General features: G+C 69.8%; 23 protein-coding genes. 13 read left to right on the top strand and 10 right to left on the bottom strand.

The window, feature by feature from the left end; translation table 11 throughout:
- Entirely contained in the window at nt 1-207 is a 207-nt protein-coding gene (locus tag TY25_RS33625) for a CsbD family protein (protein ID WP_042263178.1), read from the bottom strand.
- Between the two features lie 171 nt (nt 208-378).
- Here TY25_RS33625 and TY25_RS33620 point away from each other — a divergent pair, with 171 nt between their 5' ends.
- The 10 genes from TY25_RS33620 (at nt 379) to TY25_RS33575 (ending at nt 5,016) form a co-directional block, all read left to right on the top strand.
- A complete protein-coding gene (locus tag TY25_RS33620; protein WP_042263175.1) occupies nt 379-945 on the top strand; it encodes an RNA polymerase sigma factor in 567 nt (188 codons plus the stop codon).
- Nucleotides 936-1,532: an Asp23/Gls24 family envelope stress response protein gene (locus TY25_RS33615; protein ID WP_042263174.1), complete on the top strand. Its 597-nt coding sequence runs from the start codon at nt 936-938 to the stop codon at nt 1,530-1,532. Before TY25_RS33620 ends, TY25_RS33615 begins: the two co-directional genes overlap by 10 nt.
- Nucleotides 1,529-1,903 carry an Asp23/Gls24 family envelope stress response protein gene (locus tag TY25_RS33610; RefSeq protein WP_042263172.1) on the top strand — a complete coding sequence of 125 codons (375 nt, stop codon included), beginning with the start codon at nt 1,529-1,531 and terminating at the stop codon, nt 1,901-1,903. Before TY25_RS33615 ends, TY25_RS33610 begins: the two co-directional genes overlap by 4 nt.
- Nucleotides 1,900-2,220: a hypothetical protein gene (locus TY25_RS33605; protein ID WP_042263170.1), complete on the top strand. Its 321-nt coding sequence runs from the start codon at nt 1,900-1,902 to the stop codon at nt 2,218-2,220. Before TY25_RS33610 ends, TY25_RS33605 begins: the two co-directional genes overlap by 4 nt.
- 95 nt (nt 2,221-2,315) lie before the next feature.
- Nucleotides 2,316-2,813 (top strand): Asp23/Gls24 family envelope stress response protein, encoded by a 498-nt coding sequence (locus TY25_RS33600; RefSeq protein WP_042263168.1) that lies wholly within the window; start codon nt 2,316-2,318, stop codon nt 2,811-2,813.
- A complete protein-coding gene (locus TY25_RS33595) occupies nt 2,814-3,002 on the top strand; it encodes a hypothetical protein (protein WP_029896174.1) in 189 nt (62 codons plus the stop codon).
- The gene (locus TY25_RS33590; protein WP_042263166.1) at nt 2,999-3,331 is read left to right on the top strand and encodes an Asp23/Gls24 family envelope stress response protein; all 333 of its coding nucleotides are present in this window, start codon (nt 2,999-3,001) and stop codon (nt 3,329-3,331) included. The genes TY25_RS33595 and TY25_RS33590 overlap by 4 nt, the downstream gene beginning before the upstream one ends.
- A complete protein-coding gene (locus TY25_RS33585) occupies nt 3,328-3,867 on the top strand; it encodes a DUF6286 domain-containing protein (RefSeq protein ID WP_042263163.1) in 540 nt (179 codons plus the stop codon). Before TY25_RS33590 ends, TY25_RS33585 begins: the two co-directional genes overlap by 4 nt.
- Nucleotides 3,864-4,439, top strand: coding sequence for a hypothetical protein (locus tag TY25_RS33580; protein WP_042263162.1), 576 nt, complete (start codon nt 3,864-3,866; stop codon nt 4,437-4,439). Before TY25_RS33585 ends, TY25_RS33580 begins: the two co-directional genes overlap by 4 nt.
- 229 nt (nt 4,440-4,668) lie before the next feature.
- On the top strand, nt 4,669-5,016 hold the full coding sequence (locus tag TY25_RS33575) for an STAS domain-containing protein (protein WP_014983602.1): 348 nt from the start codon (nt 4,669-4,671) through the stop codon (nt 5,014-5,016).
- A gap of 78 nt (nt 5,017-5,094) precedes the next feature.
- Here the strand turns inward: TY25_RS33575 and TY25_RS33570 are convergent, their stop codons facing one another.
- From TY25_RS33570 to TY25_RS33560, 3 genes are read right to left on the bottom strand one after another with little or no spacing between them, the layout of a single operon-like run.
- Nucleotides 5,095-5,538 (bottom strand): response regulator, encoded by a 444-nt coding sequence (locus TY25_RS33570; RefSeq protein ID WP_029896163.1) that lies wholly within the window; start codon nt 5,536-5,538, stop codon nt 5,095-5,097.
- Nucleotides 5,535-7,127 carry a sensor histidine kinase gene (locus TY25_RS33565; protein ID WP_042263158.1) on the bottom strand — a complete coding sequence of 531 codons (1,593 nt, stop codon included), beginning with the start codon at nt 7,125-7,127 and terminating at the stop codon, nt 5,535-5,537. Before TY25_RS33565 ends, TY25_RS33570 begins: the two co-directional genes overlap by 4 nt.
- Complete coding sequence (locus TY25_RS33560) at nt 7,124-8,413, bottom strand: PP2C family protein-serine/threonine phosphatase (RefSeq protein ID WP_370466239.1); 1,290 nt, start codon at nt 8,411-8,413, stop codon at nt 7,124-7,126. Before TY25_RS33560 ends, TY25_RS33565 begins: the two co-directional genes overlap by 4 nt.
- 264 nt (nt 8,414-8,677) lie before the next feature.
- Between TY25_RS33560 and TY25_RS33555 the strand changes: the two genes are divergently transcribed.
- Genes TY25_RS33555 through TY25_RS33545 form a run of 3 tightly spaced genes read left to right on the top strand, consistent with a single transcriptional unit; the run spans nt 8,678 to nt 12,580 of the window.
- Complete coding sequence (locus TY25_RS33555) at nt 8,678-9,175, top strand: MarR family winged helix-turn-helix transcriptional regulator (RefSeq protein ID WP_042263153.1); 498 nt, start codon at nt 8,678-8,680, stop codon at nt 9,173-9,175.
- 7 nt (nt 9,176-9,182) lie between these two features.
- The gene (locus tag TY25_RS33550; protein ID WP_042263151.1) at nt 9,183-11,762 is read left to right on the top strand and encodes an MFS transporter; all 2,580 of its coding nucleotides are present in this window, start codon (nt 9,183-9,185) and stop codon (nt 11,760-11,762) included.
- Complete coding sequence (locus tag TY25_RS33545) at nt 11,759-12,580, top strand: YceI family protein (protein ID WP_042263149.1); 822 nt, start codon at nt 11,759-11,761, stop codon at nt 12,578-12,580. Before TY25_RS33550 ends, TY25_RS33545 begins: the two co-directional genes overlap by 4 nt.
- Nucleotides 12,581-12,632: 52 nt before the next feature.
- Here the strand turns inward: TY25_RS33545 and TY25_RS33540 are convergent, their stop codons facing one another.
- The 6 genes from TY25_RS33540 to TY25_RS33515 all read right to left on the bottom strand — a co-directional run bounded on the left by TY25_RS33540 (nt 12,633) and on the right by TY25_RS33515 (nt 19,479).
- Nucleotides 12,633-12,968, bottom strand: coding sequence for a cytochrome P450 (locus tag TY25_RS33540; protein WP_162184247.1), 336 nt, complete (start codon nt 12,966-12,968; stop codon nt 12,633-12,635).
- 428 nt (nt 12,969-13,396) lie between these two features.
- On the bottom strand, nt 13,397-13,843 hold the full coding sequence (locus TY25_RS33535) for an SRPBCC family protein (protein ID WP_042263143.1): 447 nt from the start codon (nt 13,841-13,843) through the stop codon (nt 13,397-13,399).
- Entirely contained in the window at nt 13,840-14,235 is a 396-nt protein-coding gene (locus TY25_RS33530; protein ID WP_042263140.1) for a nuclear transport factor 2 family protein, read from the bottom strand. Before TY25_RS33530 ends, TY25_RS33535 begins: the two co-directional genes overlap by 4 nt.
- Before the next feature lie 75 nt (nt 14,236-14,310).
- Complete coding sequence (locus tag TY25_RS40960; protein WP_146154016.1) at nt 14,311-17,166, bottom strand: AfsR/SARP family transcriptional regulator; 2,856 nt, start codon at nt 17,164-17,166, stop codon at nt 14,311-14,313.
- 39 nt (nt 17,167-17,205) lie between these two features.
- Nucleotides 17,206-18,600 carry a hypothetical protein gene (locus TY25_RS33520; RefSeq protein WP_042263281.1) on the bottom strand — a complete coding sequence of 465 codons (1,395 nt, stop codon included), beginning with the start codon at nt 18,598-18,600 and terminating at the stop codon, nt 17,206-17,208.
- 237 nt (nt 18,601-18,837) lie between these two features.
- The gene (locus tag TY25_RS33515) at nt 18,838-19,479 is read right to left on the bottom strand and encodes a histone deacetylase (RefSeq protein WP_172595782.1); all 642 of its coding nucleotides are present in this window, start codon (nt 19,477-19,479) and stop codon (nt 18,838-18,840) included.
- Between the last annotated feature and the right edge of the window lie 173 nt (nt 19,480-19,652).

Here is a 19,652-nt window from a genome sequence, read left to right as displayed (position 1 = left end):
CTACTTGCCCAGTGCGCTCTTGGTCTTGTCCACCGCGTCGCCGATGGCGTCCTTGACGTTTTCCACCGCGCCCTTGACAGCGGCCCCGACCTGATCCGCCTTACCCTCGGCAGCCAGGTCTTCGTCGCCGGTCGCGTTGCCCGCGGCCGCCTTGGCCTTGCCGCCGAATTCGTCGACCTTGTTGCCGATCTTGTCGCTCAGAGACATCGAAACCTCCTGCTGCGTTCGCGCGCCTCCCGGTCGGATGCGCATGTCCTAGAGACACGGCGCGCGGGGGAAAGCGCACGCAGCAACCACTGAGACAACGATCACGTCATACTGGGCCGTGACGGTTTCCGATCCGCGGTGTCTTTACGGGCAAGCGGTGGAGGAGGTGCTGTGACCACGACCGAAACGGTTGCCGAGACCACGCCGGACGATGCGACCCTGGTGAGCCGGGCGCGCGACGGCGATATGCGGTCCTATGAGCAGCTCGTGGTGCGTTATCAGGCGCAGATGTTTCGGCTCGCGGTCAAGATGCTCGCCGACCGGGCCGACGCCGAAGATGTGGTGCAGGAGGTGTTTCTGGGTGCTTGGCGCCGCCTTCCGCAGCTCAACGAGGACGCCGCGTTCGTCGGCTGGCTCTATCGCATGACGACCAACCGCTGTCTGAACGTGATCCGGGCCCGCAGGCCGACGGTCGAGGTGGATCCGGAGACGACCGAATCGCCGCGTTCGGACACCCAACCCGAGCACGCGGTGCAGGTGAGCACGCAATTGGCGGCGTTGAACGCGGCGCTGCAACTGCTCACGCCCGAACAACGCGCCTGCTGGCTGCTGCGCGAGGTACACGGGCTTTCCTACGAGGAGATAGGCGACATCGTCGAGGTGAACACGACGGCGGTGCGTGGCCGGATAGCCAGGGCGCGAGCCCATTTGTCCGAGGTGATGAAACCATGGCGGTGAACGGCACGACCGAACAGGACTACCTGCTGCCCTGCGGGCGCGAGATCGAACAGGTCTGGGACCGGCTGGACACGGTCGAGGCCGGGCTCGGCGACGAACACGACAACACCTGCCCGCACTGCGCGTCGGCCAGGGACAGTCTGCTGGCCCTGCGCGCGGCGACCAAGGAGCTGATCGACGAGCCGGATCCGGCGCCGCCCGATCTCACCGGGCGCATCATGTCCGCGGTGCGCGCCGAGGCCCGGCGCGGCCGGACGCTGAGCCTGCCGACACCCATGCCCGGTGTGGTGGAGGTGAGCGAACAAGCCGTGGCTGCCGTGCTGCGCTACGCCGCCGACTCGGTGCCGGGCGTGCGGGCCAGGCACTGCCGGGTGCGCCGGGTCGGCTCGGGCACGGACGGGGCGAACCAGCTGGCGGTCGAACTCGCGGTCGCGATCCGCTTCGGCCACACCACCGTCGGCGCCGCGCTGCCGGTGGTGCGCGAGCGGGTGCGCGCGGCGCTGGCCGCGCAGGTCGGTCTCGAGCTGGCGACGCTGGACCTGGTGGTCGCCGATATCTACGAGGACACAGGGGACGCGCCGCGATGACCGACGTAGTGTCCGAGGTGGTGATCGAGACGCCGGTCATCGCCGCCGTGGCCGCGCACGCGGCCCGTGCGACACCGGGCGTGATCCGGCTGGAACCCGGTGTGCGCGGCCTGGTCTCGTCGCTGCTGCGGGTGAGCAAACAGCGGCTCACCAGTGCCGACCCCGCCCCGACGGAGGGCGTGCGGGTGCGCCGGAGCGCGTCGGGTGCGCTGAGTGTGCAAGTGGATCTGGTGATTTCGGCCGAACGCGCCGCGGCGGTGATCGGTCAGGCAGTGCAACAGGAGGTTTCGCGGGTGGTGTTCGAGCAGACCGGTCAGGCGGTCGACGAGGTGTCGGTGTCCATTCTCGATATCGAACCGGAGCGGCAGTGAATTCTTCCGGCGACGTCATCGCGGCCATCCTCGCCGCGCTGGACACCATCGACGGCATCCGCCCCGCGACCACCCTCGGCACCGAGCCGCCCGCCTGGTGGCCATGGGACGCAAGGGGATTCGCGGTGGATCTGACCCAGACCCGGGTCGAGATCCGGGTCACCGCGGCCGAACTGCCGCTGACGCCGCTGCTGGACAAGGCGAGCGAGGCCGTGCGCGCGGCGCTGGCCGGGACGCCGTGGTCGCAGGCCCGATTGCGGCTGGTGGTCACCGATCTCGAGGCCGCGGCGTTCGGCGGGGAAGGGAGAGTTACCTAGCTCACAGCAGCGCACCCGTGACGATCGGACCGTCCAAGTGTCCATCCATAGCAAGCGAATCCGCTGTACCCCAAGGGAAATCAGGAGGAATTGGCATGACCGCGACGACGAGCACCGACAAGAACACCGAGAACAAGACGGCCGCGGACACCAAGAACCAGCCGAGCCGGACCGTCACCGCGGCCGACAAGGACAGCAAGCTCGCCAGCGACCAGGGCACCACCACCATCGCCGATATCGTGGTGCAGAAGGTCGCGGGCCTGGCCGCGCGCGAGGTGCGCGGCGTACACGATCTCGGCGGTGGCGCCGCCCGCGCGTTCGGCGCGATCCGCGACCGGATCCCCGGCGCGTCGGCCAGTATCGGCCAGGGCGTCTCGGTGGAGGTCGGCGAGACGCAGGCGGCCGTCGATCTCGAACTCGTCGTCGAATACGGGGTCGCCATCGCCGAATTGGCGCGGGCGGTGCGGCGCAACGTGATCACCGCGATCGAGCAGATGACCGGCCTGATCGTGGTCGAGGTGAACATCAACGTCAACGATGTGTTCATCCCGGGCGACGACGAGGAACCCGCACCGAGCAGCCGGGTGCAGTAGATGAATGCCACAGCGATCTGCCTCGCGGTCGGTCTGGCGCTCGGTTTCGCGGGCGCCTTCGGCGGTTTCGGCGCGTTCACCATCGTCCTGCTGTTCGCCGTGCTCGGTCTGCTGGTCGGCCGCTGGCTCGACGGTGAACTCGATCTGCCGGGGCTGTTGCAGTCGGCACAGCGCAAGGGCAGGCGATGACCCTCGCGGTCGGTGCGGCGGAAGCGGAGTTGCCCGGCCGCACCACCGTCGCGCCCCGCGCGGTGCGCCGGATCGTCGCGCAGGCCGCCCGTGAGGTGGCCGGGGTAGGGCAGGACGTGCGGGTGGAAGCGGAAGTGTTCGCGGATCGGACCGCGCTCGACGTGCGGCTGCCGATCGCCTATCCGTCGCCGGTGGGCAAGGTGACCGAGGCCTGTCGTGGCCATCTGGCCCGCCGGACCCGCGAGTTGACCGGGCTCGCGGTCTCCGCGATCGATATCGAGGTGGCCGAGCTGACCACCGAAACCGGTGCGGGAAGGAGGGTTCGGTGATTCGCAGGCCTCGCCGGGTGGGACCGGCCATCGTGGTCGCGGTGGTGCTGATCGCCGGGTGCGCGGCCGTGGCGGTCTCGCTGATCCAACGTCTGGTCGGCGCAAGGGAATTCGTTTCCTACGACACTGTCGCGACCGACCTGCACGGCCTGACCTGGAACGAACTGCCGGTGCTCGTCGCCGGGGTCGCGGCGGCGGTGCTCGGCTTCGTGCTGCTCGGCCTGGCGTTGTGGCCGGGACGGCCCGCGGTCCTGCCGCTCGCCGACGAGGACGGACTCAGCGCGGGAGTGACCCGCGCCGGCCTGCGCACCGCGCTGCGCAGCGCCGCGGGCGCCGTGGACGGCGTCGACTCGGCCCGGATCCGGTTGCGGCGCAAGGGCGTACAGGTGTCCGCGCGGACCGACCGGACCGGCACCGACGCGCTGCCCGCGGCGATCTGTGCCACGCTCACCCGCCGGGTGCAGGAGATCGGGCCGCAACCGGTGCGCCGGGTGCGGGCCAAGGTGCGGGGACCGAAGACAGGAGAGGCCCGATGAGCCGGACCAATCGTCCCGCCACGCTGAATCGCAGCGTGCTCGGACTGGTCGGGGTGCTGTTGCTGGCGGCGGGCGGGCTCGCCGTGGCCGCGCATTTCGGCCGGCTGCGCTGGGTTCGCTCGGACGACACCCTGGTGCCCGGTACCGATGCCCCGCCGACCTGGGTGCTGTGGGCCGCCGTCGCGGCCGCCGTGCTGATCGGATTGCTGTGCCTGCGCTGGTTGCTGGCCCAGGTCTTCCGGATGCCCAAGTCGGTCACCTGGCGCACCGGCGGCACCGAATGGCCCGGCACCACGGTGCTCGAATCCTCCGTCGCGGCCGCACCGGTGGCCACCGATGTCGAGAGCTATGAGGGCGTGCGCTCAGCCTCGGCCTGGCTCTCCGGTGACCGCACCGCGCCTGAGCTGCATCTGGTGGTGACCGCGGAGCCCAGCGCCGACATCGCCGAACTGCGTCGCCGAATTCTCGGGCACGCCGTCACGCGGCTGCGCGAGGCGCTCGAGGTGGAGATCATCCCCGTGACGTTGGAGATCGACTTCGCCGAGGACCGCCGTCCCGCCCGCGTGCGCTGATCGATTGCCCCGGCCGCCCGGCCGCATTCGAGCCGGGCGCGGCGATCGGGTCCGTCCTACGGTAGTTTTACCCGATGGATCATCTCCGCACCGTGCTCGGCGGGCGGAGGGTCGACGCGTCGGAGGTAGCGAAGTGGCGATGCCAGGCAACCGGTTTGGTGTAGCGAGCTCGGGATTCGAGCCGGGTGGAAACAGTGCTCGGCGGTTCGCGCATGCGCGCAGGTGCCCGATGAGTGCGGACGGTAAAGCCAGGGAACTGGAAGCGGTAGCGCGGTCGGTGGATTCGACCAGAGTGCTCTCCATCACCGGCGAGATCGATATGGCCTCGGCCCCGCGGTTCCAGGCTGTGGTGGACGAGGCGCTGCGGGAACAGCCTGCGGCGCTCGTGATCGATCTGTCCCAGGTGGAGTTCTTCGGCTCCGCCGGGCTGAGCGTGCTGCTGGTGGCGGCGGAATCGGTGCCGCAGGGCAAGCTGCGGGTGGTGGCCTCGCCGCCGGTGCGCCGCCCGATCGAGGTCACCGGCCTGGACAAGCTGCTCAGCGTGTTCAACACCGTCGACGACGCCTTGGCCGCCTAGCCGAGGGCACGCGACCGGAAACACTGATATTGCTCGAGTCGCGCCGACCGCACGGTCGGCGCGACCTCGAGTTCCGCTTCAAGACTGCCGGGGCAGCCGGACCACCTGGACGAAGAAATCGTCGATGTGTTTGATCGCGGCGACGAACTGGTCGAGATCGACCGGCTTGGTCACGTAGGCGTTGGCGTGCAGCTTGTAGCTGCGCAGAATGTCTTCCTCGGCCGCGGAGGTGGTCAGCACCACCACCGGGATGTGCGCGAGATCCGGGTCCGCCTTGATCCGCTCCAGCACTTGGCGGCCATCGTATTTGGGCAGATTCAGGTCGAGCAGGATCAGGTCCGGCAGCGGCGCGTCCGCGTGCTCGCCCTGCCGGTAGAGGAAGTCGAGCGCTTCTTGCCCGTCGTGGGCGACGTGCAGGGTGTTGCCGATCTTGTTGTCCTCGAACGCCTCCCTGGTCATCAATTCGTCGCCGGGATCATCCTCGATGAGCAGGATGTCGATGGGCTGGCCTGGGTCGGTCAAGACGGATCTCCTTGCGGGGTGGGTGTCGTGGGGGCGCTGAGGGTGAAGACGAAGCGGGTGCCACCGGTGTATTCGGTGTCGAGCCAGATCTTGCCGCCGTGGTGTTCGACGATCTTCTTGCACAGGGCGAGCCCGATCCCGGTGCCGGTGTACTCCTCCCGGCTGTGCAACCGCTGGAAGATCACGAAGACCTTCTCCGCGAACTCGGGCGCGATGCCGATTCCGTTGTCGGACACCGAGAATCGCCATCCGCCGGCGTCCTCGTCCGGCTCGCAGTCGATCCGCACCAGGGGTGCGCGCTCGGCGTCGCGGAACTTGATCGCGTTGCCGATCAGGTTCTGCCACAGCATGGTCAGCAGCGTCGGGTCGCCGGTGATCTTGGGCAGTTCGGCGGGGCGCTCCAGCTTCAGGCCGGTGTCCTCGGCGGCGGCCGACAGATTGGCCAGCGCCTTGTCCATCGTCTGATCGAGATCGATCTGCACATTGCTGTCGATCACCCGGCCTACCCGGGAGAAGGTGAGCAGATCGTTGATCAGCACCTGCATCCGCTTGGCGCCGTCCACTGCGTAGGCGATGTATTGTCCTGCGCGCTCGTCGAGTTGGTCGCCGTAGCGCTTCTCCAGCAGCTGACAGAACGCGGCGACCTTGCGCAGCGGTTCCTGCAGATCATGCGACGCGACGTAGGCGAACTGCTCCAGCTCCGCGTTCGAGCGGCGCAGTTCGGCGGTCTGCGCGTCGAGTTCGGCCGCTTGCCGTTCGAGTTCGGCCTCCTGGTCGCGCGAGGACGCCAGTTCGGCGACGACGCGCCGGCGCATGGCCTCCACCGCCGCCGCGACGGTGGTCAGGTCGGCCGGGCCGTGCGCGCTGATGTGATGATCGAAATCGCCGTCGGCGACCCGCTGCGAGGCGGCCTCCAGTTCGTCCAGCGGCTTGGCCACGAGCCGGCGCACCAGGACGGTCAGCACCACCGCAGCCACCAGGAAGGCGGCCACCATGCCGCCGAGCACCGTGTCGCGCACCTGCCGGGCCGCCGCCAATTCGTCGTCGTTGCGGTCGATTTCGGCGACGAGGGCGGCGGACTGGGTGGCGAAGCGCTGGCGCAGATCGTCGAACGCCTCCTTGCCGCGCTGCACCGGAACCTCGCCGACCGCGGTGGATCCTCGTGCCGCGACGCCGGTGATCAACGGCTCGGCGTAGTCGGAGCGCCATTCGTCGGCGGCCTGCTCCACGGCATCCAGGTCGGCCAGCAGTTGCGGGCGATCGGCGAGCAGTTCGCGGATCCGGGCCGCGGCCTTCGCCTCCTCTTGTTTGCCGTCGAAATACGGTGTGAGGAACTGCGGATCGGCGCCGATGGCATAGCCGCGGATGCCGGTCTCCTGGTTCAGCAGCGCCCCTTGCAGCCGATAGGTCTCCGCAGCGGCGGGCTGTAGCCGATCGACCAGGCGATCGGAGTAGTGGTTGGTCTTCGAGAGCTGGGCGGCGCCGACTCCGGTGCCGACGAGGACCAGCAGCACCATCAGCGCCAGCACCACGAGGAACCAACCCTGCACCGTCAGTCGCCCGGCCAGTGATCGAGCGGTTGTCGTCATCGATTGTCCTGGTTCGTGTCTCGGTGATTCCATTGCAGATACATGACCGCCACGTCGTCTTCGAGGCCGCCGTGCGCCTCCGCCAGTGCCTCGGCGCGGCCGATCAACTCGTCGACGAACACGTCGGGTTCCGGGGCGGTCACCGTGCGCGCCAATTCGAGCAGGCCCTCCTCGCCGAGGCGATCCGAACCCGCGCCGTTGTAACCCTCGAACAGGCCGTCGGTGAACAGCATCAGACCACAGCCGAGCGGGAGGGTGAGTTCGTGGGTGCGCCAATCGGCGCGTCCCGGAAAGAAGCCGAGCGCGGGGCCGCCGGGCACCTCGACCCAGTCGACGCGGGTGTCGGCGCGCAGCAGCATCCCGGGATGTCCGGCCCGGGTGATCAGCACCCTGCGGTCGGACGGGCGCAGGATCAGGCTGGTCAGGGTCGCGAAGGTGTGGTTGCCGGTGCGCTCGGCCAGCAGCAGCTCCTCCAGCAGTTGCAGCTGCCGGACCCCGGAGACGTCGCTGAGCACCAGCGTGCGCCAGGCCAGCCGCAACGCCACCCCGGTCGCCGCCTCGTCGGGACCGTGGCCCGCGACGTCGCCGATCAGGGCGTGCACGGTGCCGTCGCTCTGCTGCACCACGTCGTAGAAATCGCCGCCGAGCAGCGCGTTGGCCCGGCCCGGCCGATAACGCGCCACGACGTCGACCACGCGGTCGCCGCGCAGCAGCGGAGTCGGCAGCAGTCCGCGTTCGAGACGCGAATTCTCCTGTGCCCGCATCTGACTGGTGCGCAGCGCGGCCGCCTGGCGTTCGGCTTGCTTACGCTGGATCGCGTAACGCACTGCCCGGCTGAACAATTCGGGCTCGACCCGGCCCTTGACCAGATAGTCCTGCGCCCCGGCGGCGACCGCGGCCAGGCCGATCTGCTCCTGGTCGAGTCCGGTGAGCACGATCACGGCGACCTGATCGGTGTACTCGCGTACCGCGGCAAGCGCTTCGAGACCCTGCGCGTCCGGCAGGTGCAGATCGAGCAGCACGCAGTCGGGGAGTTCGGCGGCCAGTTGCGTGCGCGCCTCGGCGGCCGAGCGCACCCAGCGCACCGGAAGTCCCGGTGCCCCGTCCGCGATCAGCTCTTCGACCAGCAGTGCGTCGGCCTGGTCGTCCTCGATCAGCAACACCGAGAGTTCCGGCCAGTTCCAGACACCACGGTGTGGGAGGCGCTGTGAAACAGGAGCTGCATCGCGGTCCTTGCCGTCGCTACTGCCGAGAAGGCCTATCTGCCCGCTCTGCCCCGAGAGCATCGACACCGGTCTCCTTCCAAATCCGCGTTTACTGCACGGTTTGTCGCGAACGACGAACGCGGAGTAGCCCAGCGTCGGCGGCACGCCTTTCGGCCCTGTACCGCGCAACGCGTCAACGTTACCGTCCCGGCGCGCATGCCTTTGCACTACGGCCAGCACGGGGTGTCCCCCCAGCGGAAAATCGGTTGCCGGCCAGCTGTATAGTTTGCAATAGCAACTAGTTGCAACAGTCAAGTAAGTCTGCTGGGATCAAAGGTGAAGCCCATGCCCGCTGCCGACGGACACCACCGTGTCACCGCGGCCGAACTCGAGATCGCCGATCAGGTCGGGGTCGAACTGGTTCGGTTCATGCGAGCGATCACCCGTGCCAAAGCGCGGATGGCCCAACCCGGTCCGGACGGGATCGAGCGCCTGGCGTACTCGGTGCTGTTCTGCCTCGTGCACGAGGGGCCGCAGCGCACCGGTAAGCTCGCCGAACTGTTGCACGCAGAGATCTCCACCATCAGTAGACAGAGCAGATCGCTTGTGGCACATGGCCTGGTCGAGCGCCGGGCCGACCCGATCGACGGCCGCGCCTGTGTGCTCGCGGCCACCGACGAGGGGGTGCGGGTGTTCGAGGCGAACCGTCAGCAGCGCAACCTTTGGCTGGCAGGCATTTTGGCCGATTGGCCTGCCGGGGACCGGACCACCCTGACCGATCTGCTCGCCCGGCTCAACGAAGGTATCGAGTCGACCCCACGAGAGACAGCCGACCAGAATTAGGGCGCAAATGACGAATTCCACCACCCAGGCAGCGCCGCCGGGCCTGGAAGCCGGCGCGGCGACCACACTGTCGCACCGGCAGATCCTGACCATCCTGTCCGGGCTGATGCTCGGCATGTTCCTGTCCGCGCTCGACCAGAACATCGTGAGCGTCGCGATCGTGAAGATCGCCAACGATCTGCACGGCTTCGACGAACAGGCATGGGCCACAACCGCATACCTGATCACCGCGACGATCACCACACCGCTGTACGGCAAGCTGGCCGATATCTACGGCCGCAAGCCGTTCTATCTCTTCGCGATCGGCCTGTTCATCATCGGCTCGATCGCGTGCACCTTCGCCACCTCGATGTATCAGCTGGCCGGCTTCCGCGCATTTCAGGGACTCGGTGCGGGCGGCCTGATGTCGTTGGCGTTCACCATCATCGGCGATATCGTGCCGACCCGGGAGCGGGTGCGCTACCAGGGCTACTTCATGATGGTGTTCGGTACCGCCACCGTGCTCGGGCCGGTACTGGGCGGCTTCTTCTCCGACTACGAGACGCTCGCCGGCATCGATGGCTGGCGCTGGGTGTTCCTGGTGAACGTGCCGGTCGGCGTGCTCGCGCTCGCGGTGGTGGCGAAGGTGCTGAACGTGCCGCATCAACGCCAGGACCACCGGATCGACTGGTTCGGCGCGATCGCCCTGGCGATCTGTGTGGTGCCGCTGCTGATCGTCGCCGAGCAGGGCAGGCAGTGGGGCTGGGACTCGCAGAAAGCGTTGCTCTGCTACGGCATCGGCGCCGTCGGGCTGCTGCTGTTCCTGCTCGTCGAACTGCTGATGAAGGACGCGGCGTTGATTCCGCTGCGGCTGTTCCGGAGTTCGACCTTCAGCGTGACCATCGCGGGCGGTTTCATCGTCGGCATCGCCATGTTCGGCGCGATCACCATGGTGCCGCAGTACTTCCAGGTGGTGCGCGGCTTCTCGCCGACCAAAGCGGGCCTGCTCATGCTGCCGCTGGTGCTCGGCATCACGGTCGGCTCGCAGCTCGCCGGCCGGATCACCAAGCGCACCGGGCGCTACAAGATCCTGCCCGTCGCAGGCTGTTTCATCATCGCGGTGGGTTCGGCGCTGTACGGGCAGGTGCACTTCGACAGCCCGCTGTGGCAGCCGCTGGTGTACGGCGGGGTGATCGGGCTCGGTCTCGGCGGCTGTATGCAGACGCTGATCATCGCGGCGCAGAACGCCGGACCGCGATCGGACATGGGCGTGTCCACCGCCTCGGCGACATTCTTCCGGCAGATGGGCGGCACCCTCGGCGTCGCGGTGTTCCTCACCATCCTGTTCAACCTGTTGCCGCACCGGATCATCGACGCGTTCGGCGGTCAGCTGCCGCCCGGGTTCGGCCCCGACCAGCTCAGCGCCATGCAGAGCAACACCAGCGGTATCGCGGCACTGCCCGACGAGCTGCGGGTGCCGATCCTGACCGGCTTCACCGACGCCATGCACGGGGTGTTCCTGGTCGCCGCCGGTGTGGCGCTGCTCGCCTGCTTCGTCCTGATGTTCATGAAAGAGATTCCGCTGCAGGACGATCCGGTGCCCGCCGCGCCCAAGGCGACCCCGCGGGTCGCGGAGTCGAGCTGGGACGAGGATCAGGTGTGGGAAGGCGCCGCACAGGCGCTGTCCGAGCCCGAACCGGTGCTCGCCGGTGCGGTGGGCCGACCTGCCTCACCGGAACACAACGGCAACGGTGCGTACCAGTTCGCCACGGCGGCAGCGGGTTCGGCGACCACCGTGCTCGACGCCGCAGACGGCTATGCGGCGCATGGGGAACGGTCGATCGCCGGATACGTCCGCCGGGAAGACGGGCACCCGGTGCCCGGCGCGGCCTTGACGCTGATCGATCAGCGCGGGCATCAGGTGTCGCGGGCGGGCGGAGACGCCAACGGCCACTACGTGATCGGGGCGCCGGAAGGCGGCAGCTTCGTGCTGATCGTCTCGGCGCCCGGGCATCAACCGGCGGCCGTCACCGTGTCGATCGGCCAGCAGCCGCAGGAAATAGACCTCACGCTGCTCGGTTCCGGCGAACTGTCCGGCGTGGTGCGTTCGGCCGGTCGCGGGACACCGCTGCCCGGCGCCACCATCACGCTGACCGACCTCGGCGGCGAGGTGGTCGGTGCGGCGGTGACCGTAGCCGACGGCTCTTACGTCTGCCACGGGATCGTCGCGGGCACCTACACATTGGTCGCGGTCGCCGAGCACATGCGGCCGAGCGCCACCACGCTCACCGTGCCCGACACCGGATTGCTGCGCCACGACATCGAATTGGCGCCGATGGCGGTGCTGGCCGGGGCGGCGTGGGCCGAGGACGGCCGGGTGGTGCCGGACGCGCAGATCAGCGTGCTGGACGCGACCGGCGATCTGACCGCGACGGCGCGGACCGACGAGAACGGCCGCTACGTCGTCACCGATCTGCCGGAGGGCCGCTACACCATCGTCGCGCGCGGCTATCCGCCGGTCACCAGCCAGGTCACCGTCGCGGGCGGCGAGGTCAACCACGACGTGAAACTCGGCTACCAGCTCGATGATTCGCCGGAACAGCGATGACCGCCGGGATCGGTTTGACCGCGCGGATCCGCACCAGTGAGGGCTGGCCGGTGCCGGATGCCGTCCTGACCGTGACGGATCTGAGCGGGCGGCAGGTCGCGCGCGCGGTGGCCGACGCGACCGGGGCGGTGGCGACCGAGCCGCTGCCCCCGGGCACGCTGACCGCGGTGCTGACCGCCGTCGGCTACCAGCCCGTCGCGCGCACCGCGCAGATCTCCGCCGCGGGTGCGGGGCGGCTCGGTGATGTCGCGCTGCAACCGACCGTGGGCAACGTCGCGGTGCCGCCGCCCGGGGTGTGGACGATCGATCCGGTGCACTCCACCGTGATCGCCACCGCCCGCCACCTCGGCATCGCCAGTATCAAGGCGCGTTTCGCCGGGGTGCGCGGCCGGCTCGTCGTCGCGGAACCGTTCGAGCAGACCACCGGCCACGCCGAGATCGAGGCCGCGTCCATCGACACCGGTATCACGCAGCGCGACGATCACCTGCGTTCGGCCGAATTCCTCGACACCGCAACGTATCCGACGATCACCTTCACCAGTGGGGCACTGCGCCGCACCGGTCCCGACACCTGGGTCATGTCCGGTGAACTGTCCCTGCACGGCCAGCGCCGCTCGGTGGATCTCGACCTCACCTACGGTGGTTTCGGCCCCGACCCGTGGGGCGGTGTCCGCGCCGCCTTCCACGCCGAAACCCTCTTGCACCGCAACGATTTCGCGATCGACTACAACGCCGTCGTACGGGCCGGCATCGCCGCCGTCGGCACCACCGTCCAACTGGCACTCGACATCGAGGTCGTCCAGGAGCCGACCCACTAGCGGCCCACGCGTACTCCGAGATACGTCGTAACGACAAGTGGGCGTGCGGAGTTCACTCGGAGAAGTGGATTGCGCTGTCCCGGGGCGGGCCGGTGGTGGCGTAGCGGACCCGGCTGCTGTGCGGGTGGGCACGGCGCCAGTGCGGGAAGCGCTGGACGAGGACGGCGAGGGCGAGGATGCCGGTGAGCCGGGCCAGCGGCTCGCCGACGCATTTCCTTTTGCCGACGCCGAAGGGGTGGCCGCCGGGGCCGAGGGCGAGGAACAGCTGGTCGCCGGGGCGCAGCTGCCTGCCGCCCAGTGTGGTGCCGACGGCGACGTGGCGGAAGATGAGCGGGAACGACGGACGTTGAGCCAGCACCTCGCCGAAAAACGTGGTGAGCAAAGGCAATCGGGGGAGATCGGCGACCGGGATTCGTCTGTTCCCGCAATTCCCGCCAGACTCGCGGATCGTCCACCGCGAACAAACCCTCGTCCCCGGTGGCCTTGCGGATGATCCGGTAGATCGGCCCGCCCTTGTCGAATTCGACCGCGCCGGTACGCAATACCCGATCGATGAGCGCCCCGTCGGCGACCAGCCAGGCGCGTCCCGGCATCGGCACCCGGACCCGCATGATCCCGCCCCGCCGCTGCGCCCGCGCGATCAGCGCCGAGGGCCAATCCCGATCGGCGACCGCTCGTCGCCGGCCTGTCCCGCTCGGCACGGCCATCATGCTCCTAGACGTGACCCGACCGCCCCCAGGCTAACCCCGCCGTCGCCGCACCGGAACACCTGCGCATTTCCGCGCCCCAACCGATACCGGACCGGAGCGGGCGTGGTCACCCGTGTCGCGATTCGGCCAACGCACGGAGCGCCGCGAGATCACGAATCAGGTTGCGCCGCAGCATATACGCGAGCAGCGGGCCGACGGCTCGCTCGAGTCCGTGCGGGGTGAGGCGCAGCTCGAGGCGGACCAGGCAACGTCCGGGCGTCATCGGACGCACCGTGCGTGCTCCCGCCGCGTCGGCGCCGGAGACGGTCCGCCAGGTCAAGCGGACCCCCGGCTCGACCGTGTCGACCTCGCCGAGATTGCGCCAGGTCAGGCCCGCGAGCCGGAGTTCCTCGGCGGTGCGGGTGCCCGGCGCGGCGAGGCCGGGCGGCTCTGCGCTCATCGTCACCACGCCGGTGCGCCACGCGCTGTCGTTGGCATAGTCGGCGACGAGTTCCCATACGAGCGCGGCGGGGCGGTCGATCGTCGTCTCCGCGGTCAGGTCATAGGTCTTCATCGCCGCGCCGCCAGTGCTGTCAGCATGGCCGGGGTGTCGAGGTAGGCGTCGTAGTTGACGACCAGGCCGTTGCACAGACGCCAGATGTGAACCTCCGGGACGTCGAAGGGGGCACCACCGGGCATCGTCGTCCCGGTGGTGCGGCCGATCTGGACGACGTCGGGTCCGGCCGCGAACAGCTGTTCGGAGAGCACGGTGCTGTCGATGTGGGAGAGCAGCGTGGTGAAGAACCGCACCGCGCCGGCGTGCCCGCGGTAGCAGCCGCCCCAGGGCAGTTCCGCGGCCTGGTTGATCTCGATGTCGGGATCGAACAGGCGCGCGATGACGCCGAAGTCACGGGTTTCGAAGGCCTGATACACCTGCGCGATGAGGTCGAGGTTGGTAGGTGGCATGGTTGCGTCCCTTGGTCGCGATGACTGGAGCGACCCGCGTGCCGGCCGCTGCCGCCACTGTCACGCCGAGGTGTTTCAATCCCGCTTCACCGTGCCTGCGGTGTGGATCAGCGCCATCATCTGCGCCCACGTCAACTGCCTGCCCGCCGCCTCGGCACGGCGCAGCTCCGCCGCGGACAGCGAGCGATCCATGCGCTCGAGCAACCCGGGGTCGGCGAACTGCAGATAGCGGCGCGGATCGGCGCCGACCCGCGCCGAATGGTGCAGCGCCGCGGCCCGCAGCTGCACCGCGACCTGCGGGGAGGCCAGCACCCGCAAGCCGTGCGCCCCGGCATGGACGGCGCCGAGGGCGTCGGCGATATTCGATTGCTCGGTGAACGCGGCCAAGGCCCGATCGATGGCGGCGATCGCCTCCGCGGCCGCCTCGGCATCGTCCGCGGCGGCCAGCACCGTCCAGGCCAGCACCACATCGGCCATGCCCTGGCACCACAGGTGACCGCATTCGGCGCTCAGCTCACGCGCGGCGCGCAACCACCCGATACCCTCGCTGTGCTTGCCTTCCAGCAGCAGCACGATCCCCTCGCCGAACTGCGCGCACCCGCGGATCCAATCCGGTGTCGGCAGGCGGTCCACCTCGGCGGTGAGCCGGTCCATGGTGGCTCTGGTCGCCGCCACGTCGTCGAGCGCGGTCTGGGCGAGTCCCCGGAACATCAGCATGTGCAGCAACAACTCTCGCTCGCCGCCGTCCGCGTCGAGCAGAGCCGCGGCCGCGTCGGCGTTGGCCAGCGCGTCGCGGGGATCGCCCGCGTGGAAGGACACGATCGACAGCGCGAGCAAGCCGCGCACCCGGTCCACCGCGGTCGCGTCCGTGGCGGCGGCGAGCGATTTCCGGATGAGATTGCGGCCGTCCACCAGCAGACCGAGCGAGCTCCAGGCGAACTGCAAGGCGGCCGTGGTCCGCAAGGCCGCCACCGGTTCTCGCGCGAGGTCGTGTTCGATACCGGCTCGAATATTGGGCAACTCCGCGGCCAGCGCGCGATAGGCCGGGCCCGCACCGTGCCCGGTGAGCACCGCGGTCTGCGCGGCGACGAACTCGCGCACCCATGCGGCATGCGCTGCCCGGGTGGCCGCCGGATCGGGATCGTGATCCCGGCAGTAGCGGCGCATGGTCTCCAGCAGCCGGTAGCGCGGCCCGCCGGGGCCGAGATCAGCGGTGACGACCGAGCGGTCGAGCAGTGCCGCGAGGGTGGCGAGCACACCCGCCTCGGTCTCGCCCGGACGCACGGACTCGGCGGCCTGCCACGTGAATCCGCCCTCGAAAGGCCACAGCCGCAACAGCATTGCCCGATCGGCGGCGGACAGATGATCGACACTCCAGCCGATCGCGGCCTCCAGACCGGTATGCCGGGACAGCGATCCGCGCGGGGTCGCGCCGAGCACGTCCAGTCGATCGTGGATGTGGGCGGCGATGCCGTGCAACCCCAGGGTCCGTTCCCGGGCGGCGGCCAGCTCGATCGCGAGGGGCAGACCGTCGACCGTCGTGCAGATTTCGCGGGCGGCCGCCAGATCGGCGTCGCCGGGCGACCAGTCGGGGCGCGCGGCCCGGACACGGTCGAGCAGCAGGCGCACCGCGGGACCGTCCGTGCCGTCCGCCGCCCGGATCGCCAGCGGTTCGAGTGTCAGCACCTGTTCGCCGTCGATGCCGAGCGACTGCCTGCTGGTCGCCAGCACCCGCAGTTCCGCACAGCTGTCGAGCAACTGGATGGTGAGCGCGGCGATCGGCTCGATCAGGTGCTCGCAGTTGTCCAGCACGAGCAGGCCGGGCTGCAAGGTCAACGCCCGGCGCACCAGCGCGGCGGGATCCCCGGCGAGGTGGACCAGACCGAGCGCGGTGGCGATGGCGAGCACCACGGCGTCCGGATCGTGCACGTCGCCGAGCCGCACCAGCCATCGATCCGCAGTCGAATCCGTTGTGGCGCAGTACTCTACGGCCAGCCGCGTCTTGCCGATCCCGGCCGCGCCGACCAGGCTGACCAGCCGTCCGGCGGCGACCAGCGCACCGGTGCGCCGCAACTCGTCCTGCCGTCCGACGAACGACGACAGCGGCCGCCCGATCACCTGGCGCACCGGCCGCTCCGGAGCGCTGGCCTGCACCGCGGGCGGCTGCGGTGGCGTCGCGAGCAGCAGCCCCGGGTCCTCGTCGAGCATGCGGCGCTCCAACGCGCGCAGCGCCGGTCCCGGTTCGACGCCGAGTTCCTCGATCAGCAACTCCCGGACCCGGCGCAATTCGGCCAGCGCCTGCGCTTGACGGCCACTGCGATACAGGCCCAGCGCGAGCAACTCCCAGCGCCGCTCCCGGAAGGGAGCGGCGGTGACCGCCTCGATGAGATCGGCCAGCGCCGCGGCGGTCTGCCCGCCGGCCAAGCGCGCCGCCTGCAACTCCTCGACCGCGCCGTCGCGCAGCTCGGTCAGCCGCGCGCGCTCGGCCGAAAGCATCGGCGCGTCATCCAATTCGAGCCACGGCAGGCCTCGCCACAGCGCGAGCGCCGCGGCGAAGCAGCGCGCCGCGCCGTCGGCGTCCGCGGCGGCGAGCAGGCGCATGCCGTTCGCGATCAACTCGGCGAACCGGCTGACGTCGGTCCACTCCGGTCGCATCGCGAGCTGATAGCCGAAAGCCGTGCGCGGTAGGCACTCTCGATGCTCGGGGCCGAGCACCGTGCGCAGCCGGGAGGCGAGCACCCGCATCGTCGCGACGGCCTGCTGCGGCTGGTCGGCACCCCACACCAGCTCGGCGAGCACGTCGTCGGGGACCGGTGTGCCGATGGTGGTCGCCAGCGCCGCGAAAAATCGCCGCGGCACCCGGCCACCCACGTCCACGCTCCGGCCGTCCACCTCGACCACGATCGGGCCGAGCACCCGAACAAACAGCACGTCCAGAGCGTAGCCGCCGCGCCGGGTGCCCGTACCGGGTTATCCGGCCCCGGGCGTCGCCGAGTTCGCACGGAAATCCAGCAGGTCCCGCCGGAGCCGGGCATCGGGTTCGCGGGCGGCGGCCGCGGCGATCCAGCCGGCGGTGTCGGCCGGGCGAGCGTGCGACGGCCAAGACCGCAAGGTGACCAGCGCGGCCCGGCGACAGCGGCTCACGCGGTTGGACAGGGCGGTCGAGACCAGGTGCGGGCCTTTGCCGGGGCGGTCGCGCAGCTCCCGGACAATGATCTCCAACGCCAGATCCGTCTCGTATTCCGCGGTGAGCCCGATGGATTCGGTCGGTCCGGACGCCAGCTCGGCTAGGGGCAGGACGTCCCCGGCGACTTCGAGCAACGCGTCGATGGTGTCGTCCCCGGCCCGGCGCATCGCCCACTGCCAGACGAAGACGTTGTCGCGGTGGGTACGCAGATGGGCGATCGCGTAGGGCAGCGCCGCCAGCCCGAGCCGTCCCGCACAGGAGAGCGCGGTCCGGAAGGTGCCCGGCGGCTGTTCGGTATCCAGCAGCTCCGTGACGAGTTCGCGCCAGCGCGGCTGCGCCAGCAACGCCGAGTAACGCGCCGCGAGTCGGCCGGGTTCGCCTTCGGGCCAATCGAATTCGCCACGGCGCACCAGGTCGTCGAGCATGAGCGCCGTATCCAGCCGACCGATGGTGGGCGCGGCGTGGGTGAGGAGTTCGGCGAAACGGTGCATGGCCGGTACGGCATCCTCGTAGTCGTGGATGTCCTGGACCGGTCCGCCGAGCACGAGGGCGCGCAGGATGTCCGCCGCGCCGTCGAGCAGGTCGTCGTCGACCTCCGGTTCGAGCAACGCCTCGTAGAGGCCGCCGGTGGTGGCGGCGAGGTGTGCGAGGTACTCGTACATCACGTCGTTGCGGAAGCCCTCGCGCAGCAGCCAGGCTTTCACCTCGGGGTCGCGGCAGCCGGCCAGGCGTTCCACCGCGTGGATCCGGCCCCAGCCGGAAAGCCGTTGCGCCAGTGCGAAAACCGCACGGTGCGGGTCGGGCTGGGTGTTCATGAGGGCGACGACGGCGAACAGCGCGAACTCCTCCAGCGTGCCGAGGAGCTGGAGCAGTTCGGCGTCGCGTTCGTCGCCGCTGACGCCGAGCAGCACGATGCCCAGTTTCGCCACCTCGCGGCGGGTGGCCTGTTCGGTGACCAATCGTGCTGCCGTGCGCAGCTTTTCGCGCGAGATGTCGCGGGAACGCAGCTCCTGCACCAGGTCGTCGGCCACCCGCACGGCCTGTTCCTCGGCGAGCAATTCCAGGAGCCGGGCCGAATCGTGCAGGTGGCCGAGAATTCGATCGGCCAGCTCGGCGACCGGTGGCGCTTCGGCAACGAGATGGTGCGTCACCACACCGTCGAAGACCACACTCGGCATAGCGAATCCGTGCGAATCGCGGGGTTTTTCGTCTGGTAGCGGATGCCCGTCGCCCGGCCAGGGGCCGGGTCCGTGCAGTGCGGCGAGTGACAGCGCGTGGGCCACGAAGGTGGCCTCGCGGGGGCTCATCGGCCCGGGCGCAGCACGCCCTTTCCATCGGAGATCATGGGGACGAGGATGACATCTCGTCCCGCGCTCCGCAAGGCATGCGCTGAATCATGCTGTGCGCCAGCGGTTTCAAACCTCTTTGCGGAGCAGGTCGGTGAGTGATCGCGGCGTCCATGTCAGATCCGCACCGGGACGCGTGGCGAGATAGGTCGCGGCGGCTTCGACCGACCACCCGTGCGCCTCGATCAGGCCGGCGGCGAGGTGGCGCAGGTAGGTCGGCGAGGGCGCGTTGCCGGGGAGCGCGTCGTGCCGCCACGGCGCGGTGCACGTCAGGATCGGGTGGCCCTCGAATGTTCCTGCGTATGACAGGGTTTCATATCGTCCCGGACCCAGTGGATCCCGGCCGCGGCGGATCGCCGTGGTCAGATCCAGGTCGGTGCCGGGCGGCCGGTACATCTCCTGGGCGGCGATATCGGAGAACTGGGCGGCGGTGAGCAGGTAGGCCCGGACAGCGGTCTCGCCCGGCCCGTCCGGGTCGTAGAAGGCGCGCCCGCCGGTCCACACCAGCGATTCGGTGGCGAAATACAGCAGTCCGGGCAGCATCATCGGCAGCGAACGCGCGGGCTCGGCGGCGTCGCGGCACCCCGGCACGGCCCGCAGACCGCCCGCCGGGGTGCCGCCGCGCAGATAGCACCGCAACCTGCTCAGGTGCATGTTCGATCCGTAGGCCGCGTACCAGACCCACCCCGGGGCCGCGCCGTTCGCCGTCACCGGATTATTGTGCCGCCTGCCGCCTGCCGCCTGCCGCCTGCCGCCTGCCGCCAGCCGCCAGCCGCCAGCCGTGCCGCGGGCCGCTCCGTCAGTCGTCGCCGGGGCCGTCAGTCGTCGCTGCGGGCCGTCAGTCGTCGCTGCGGGCCGCTCCGCCTGTCGTCGCCGCGGGCGGT

Source organism: Nocardia brasiliensis NBRC 14402 (assembly GCF_000308475.2).
GTDB lineage: Bacteria > Actinomycetota > Actinomycetes > Mycobacteriales > Mycobacteriaceae > Nocardia > Nocardia brasiliensis.
Note: the sequence above shows the minus strand (reverse complement) of the source record. Positions and strands in the feature narration are given on the sequence as shown.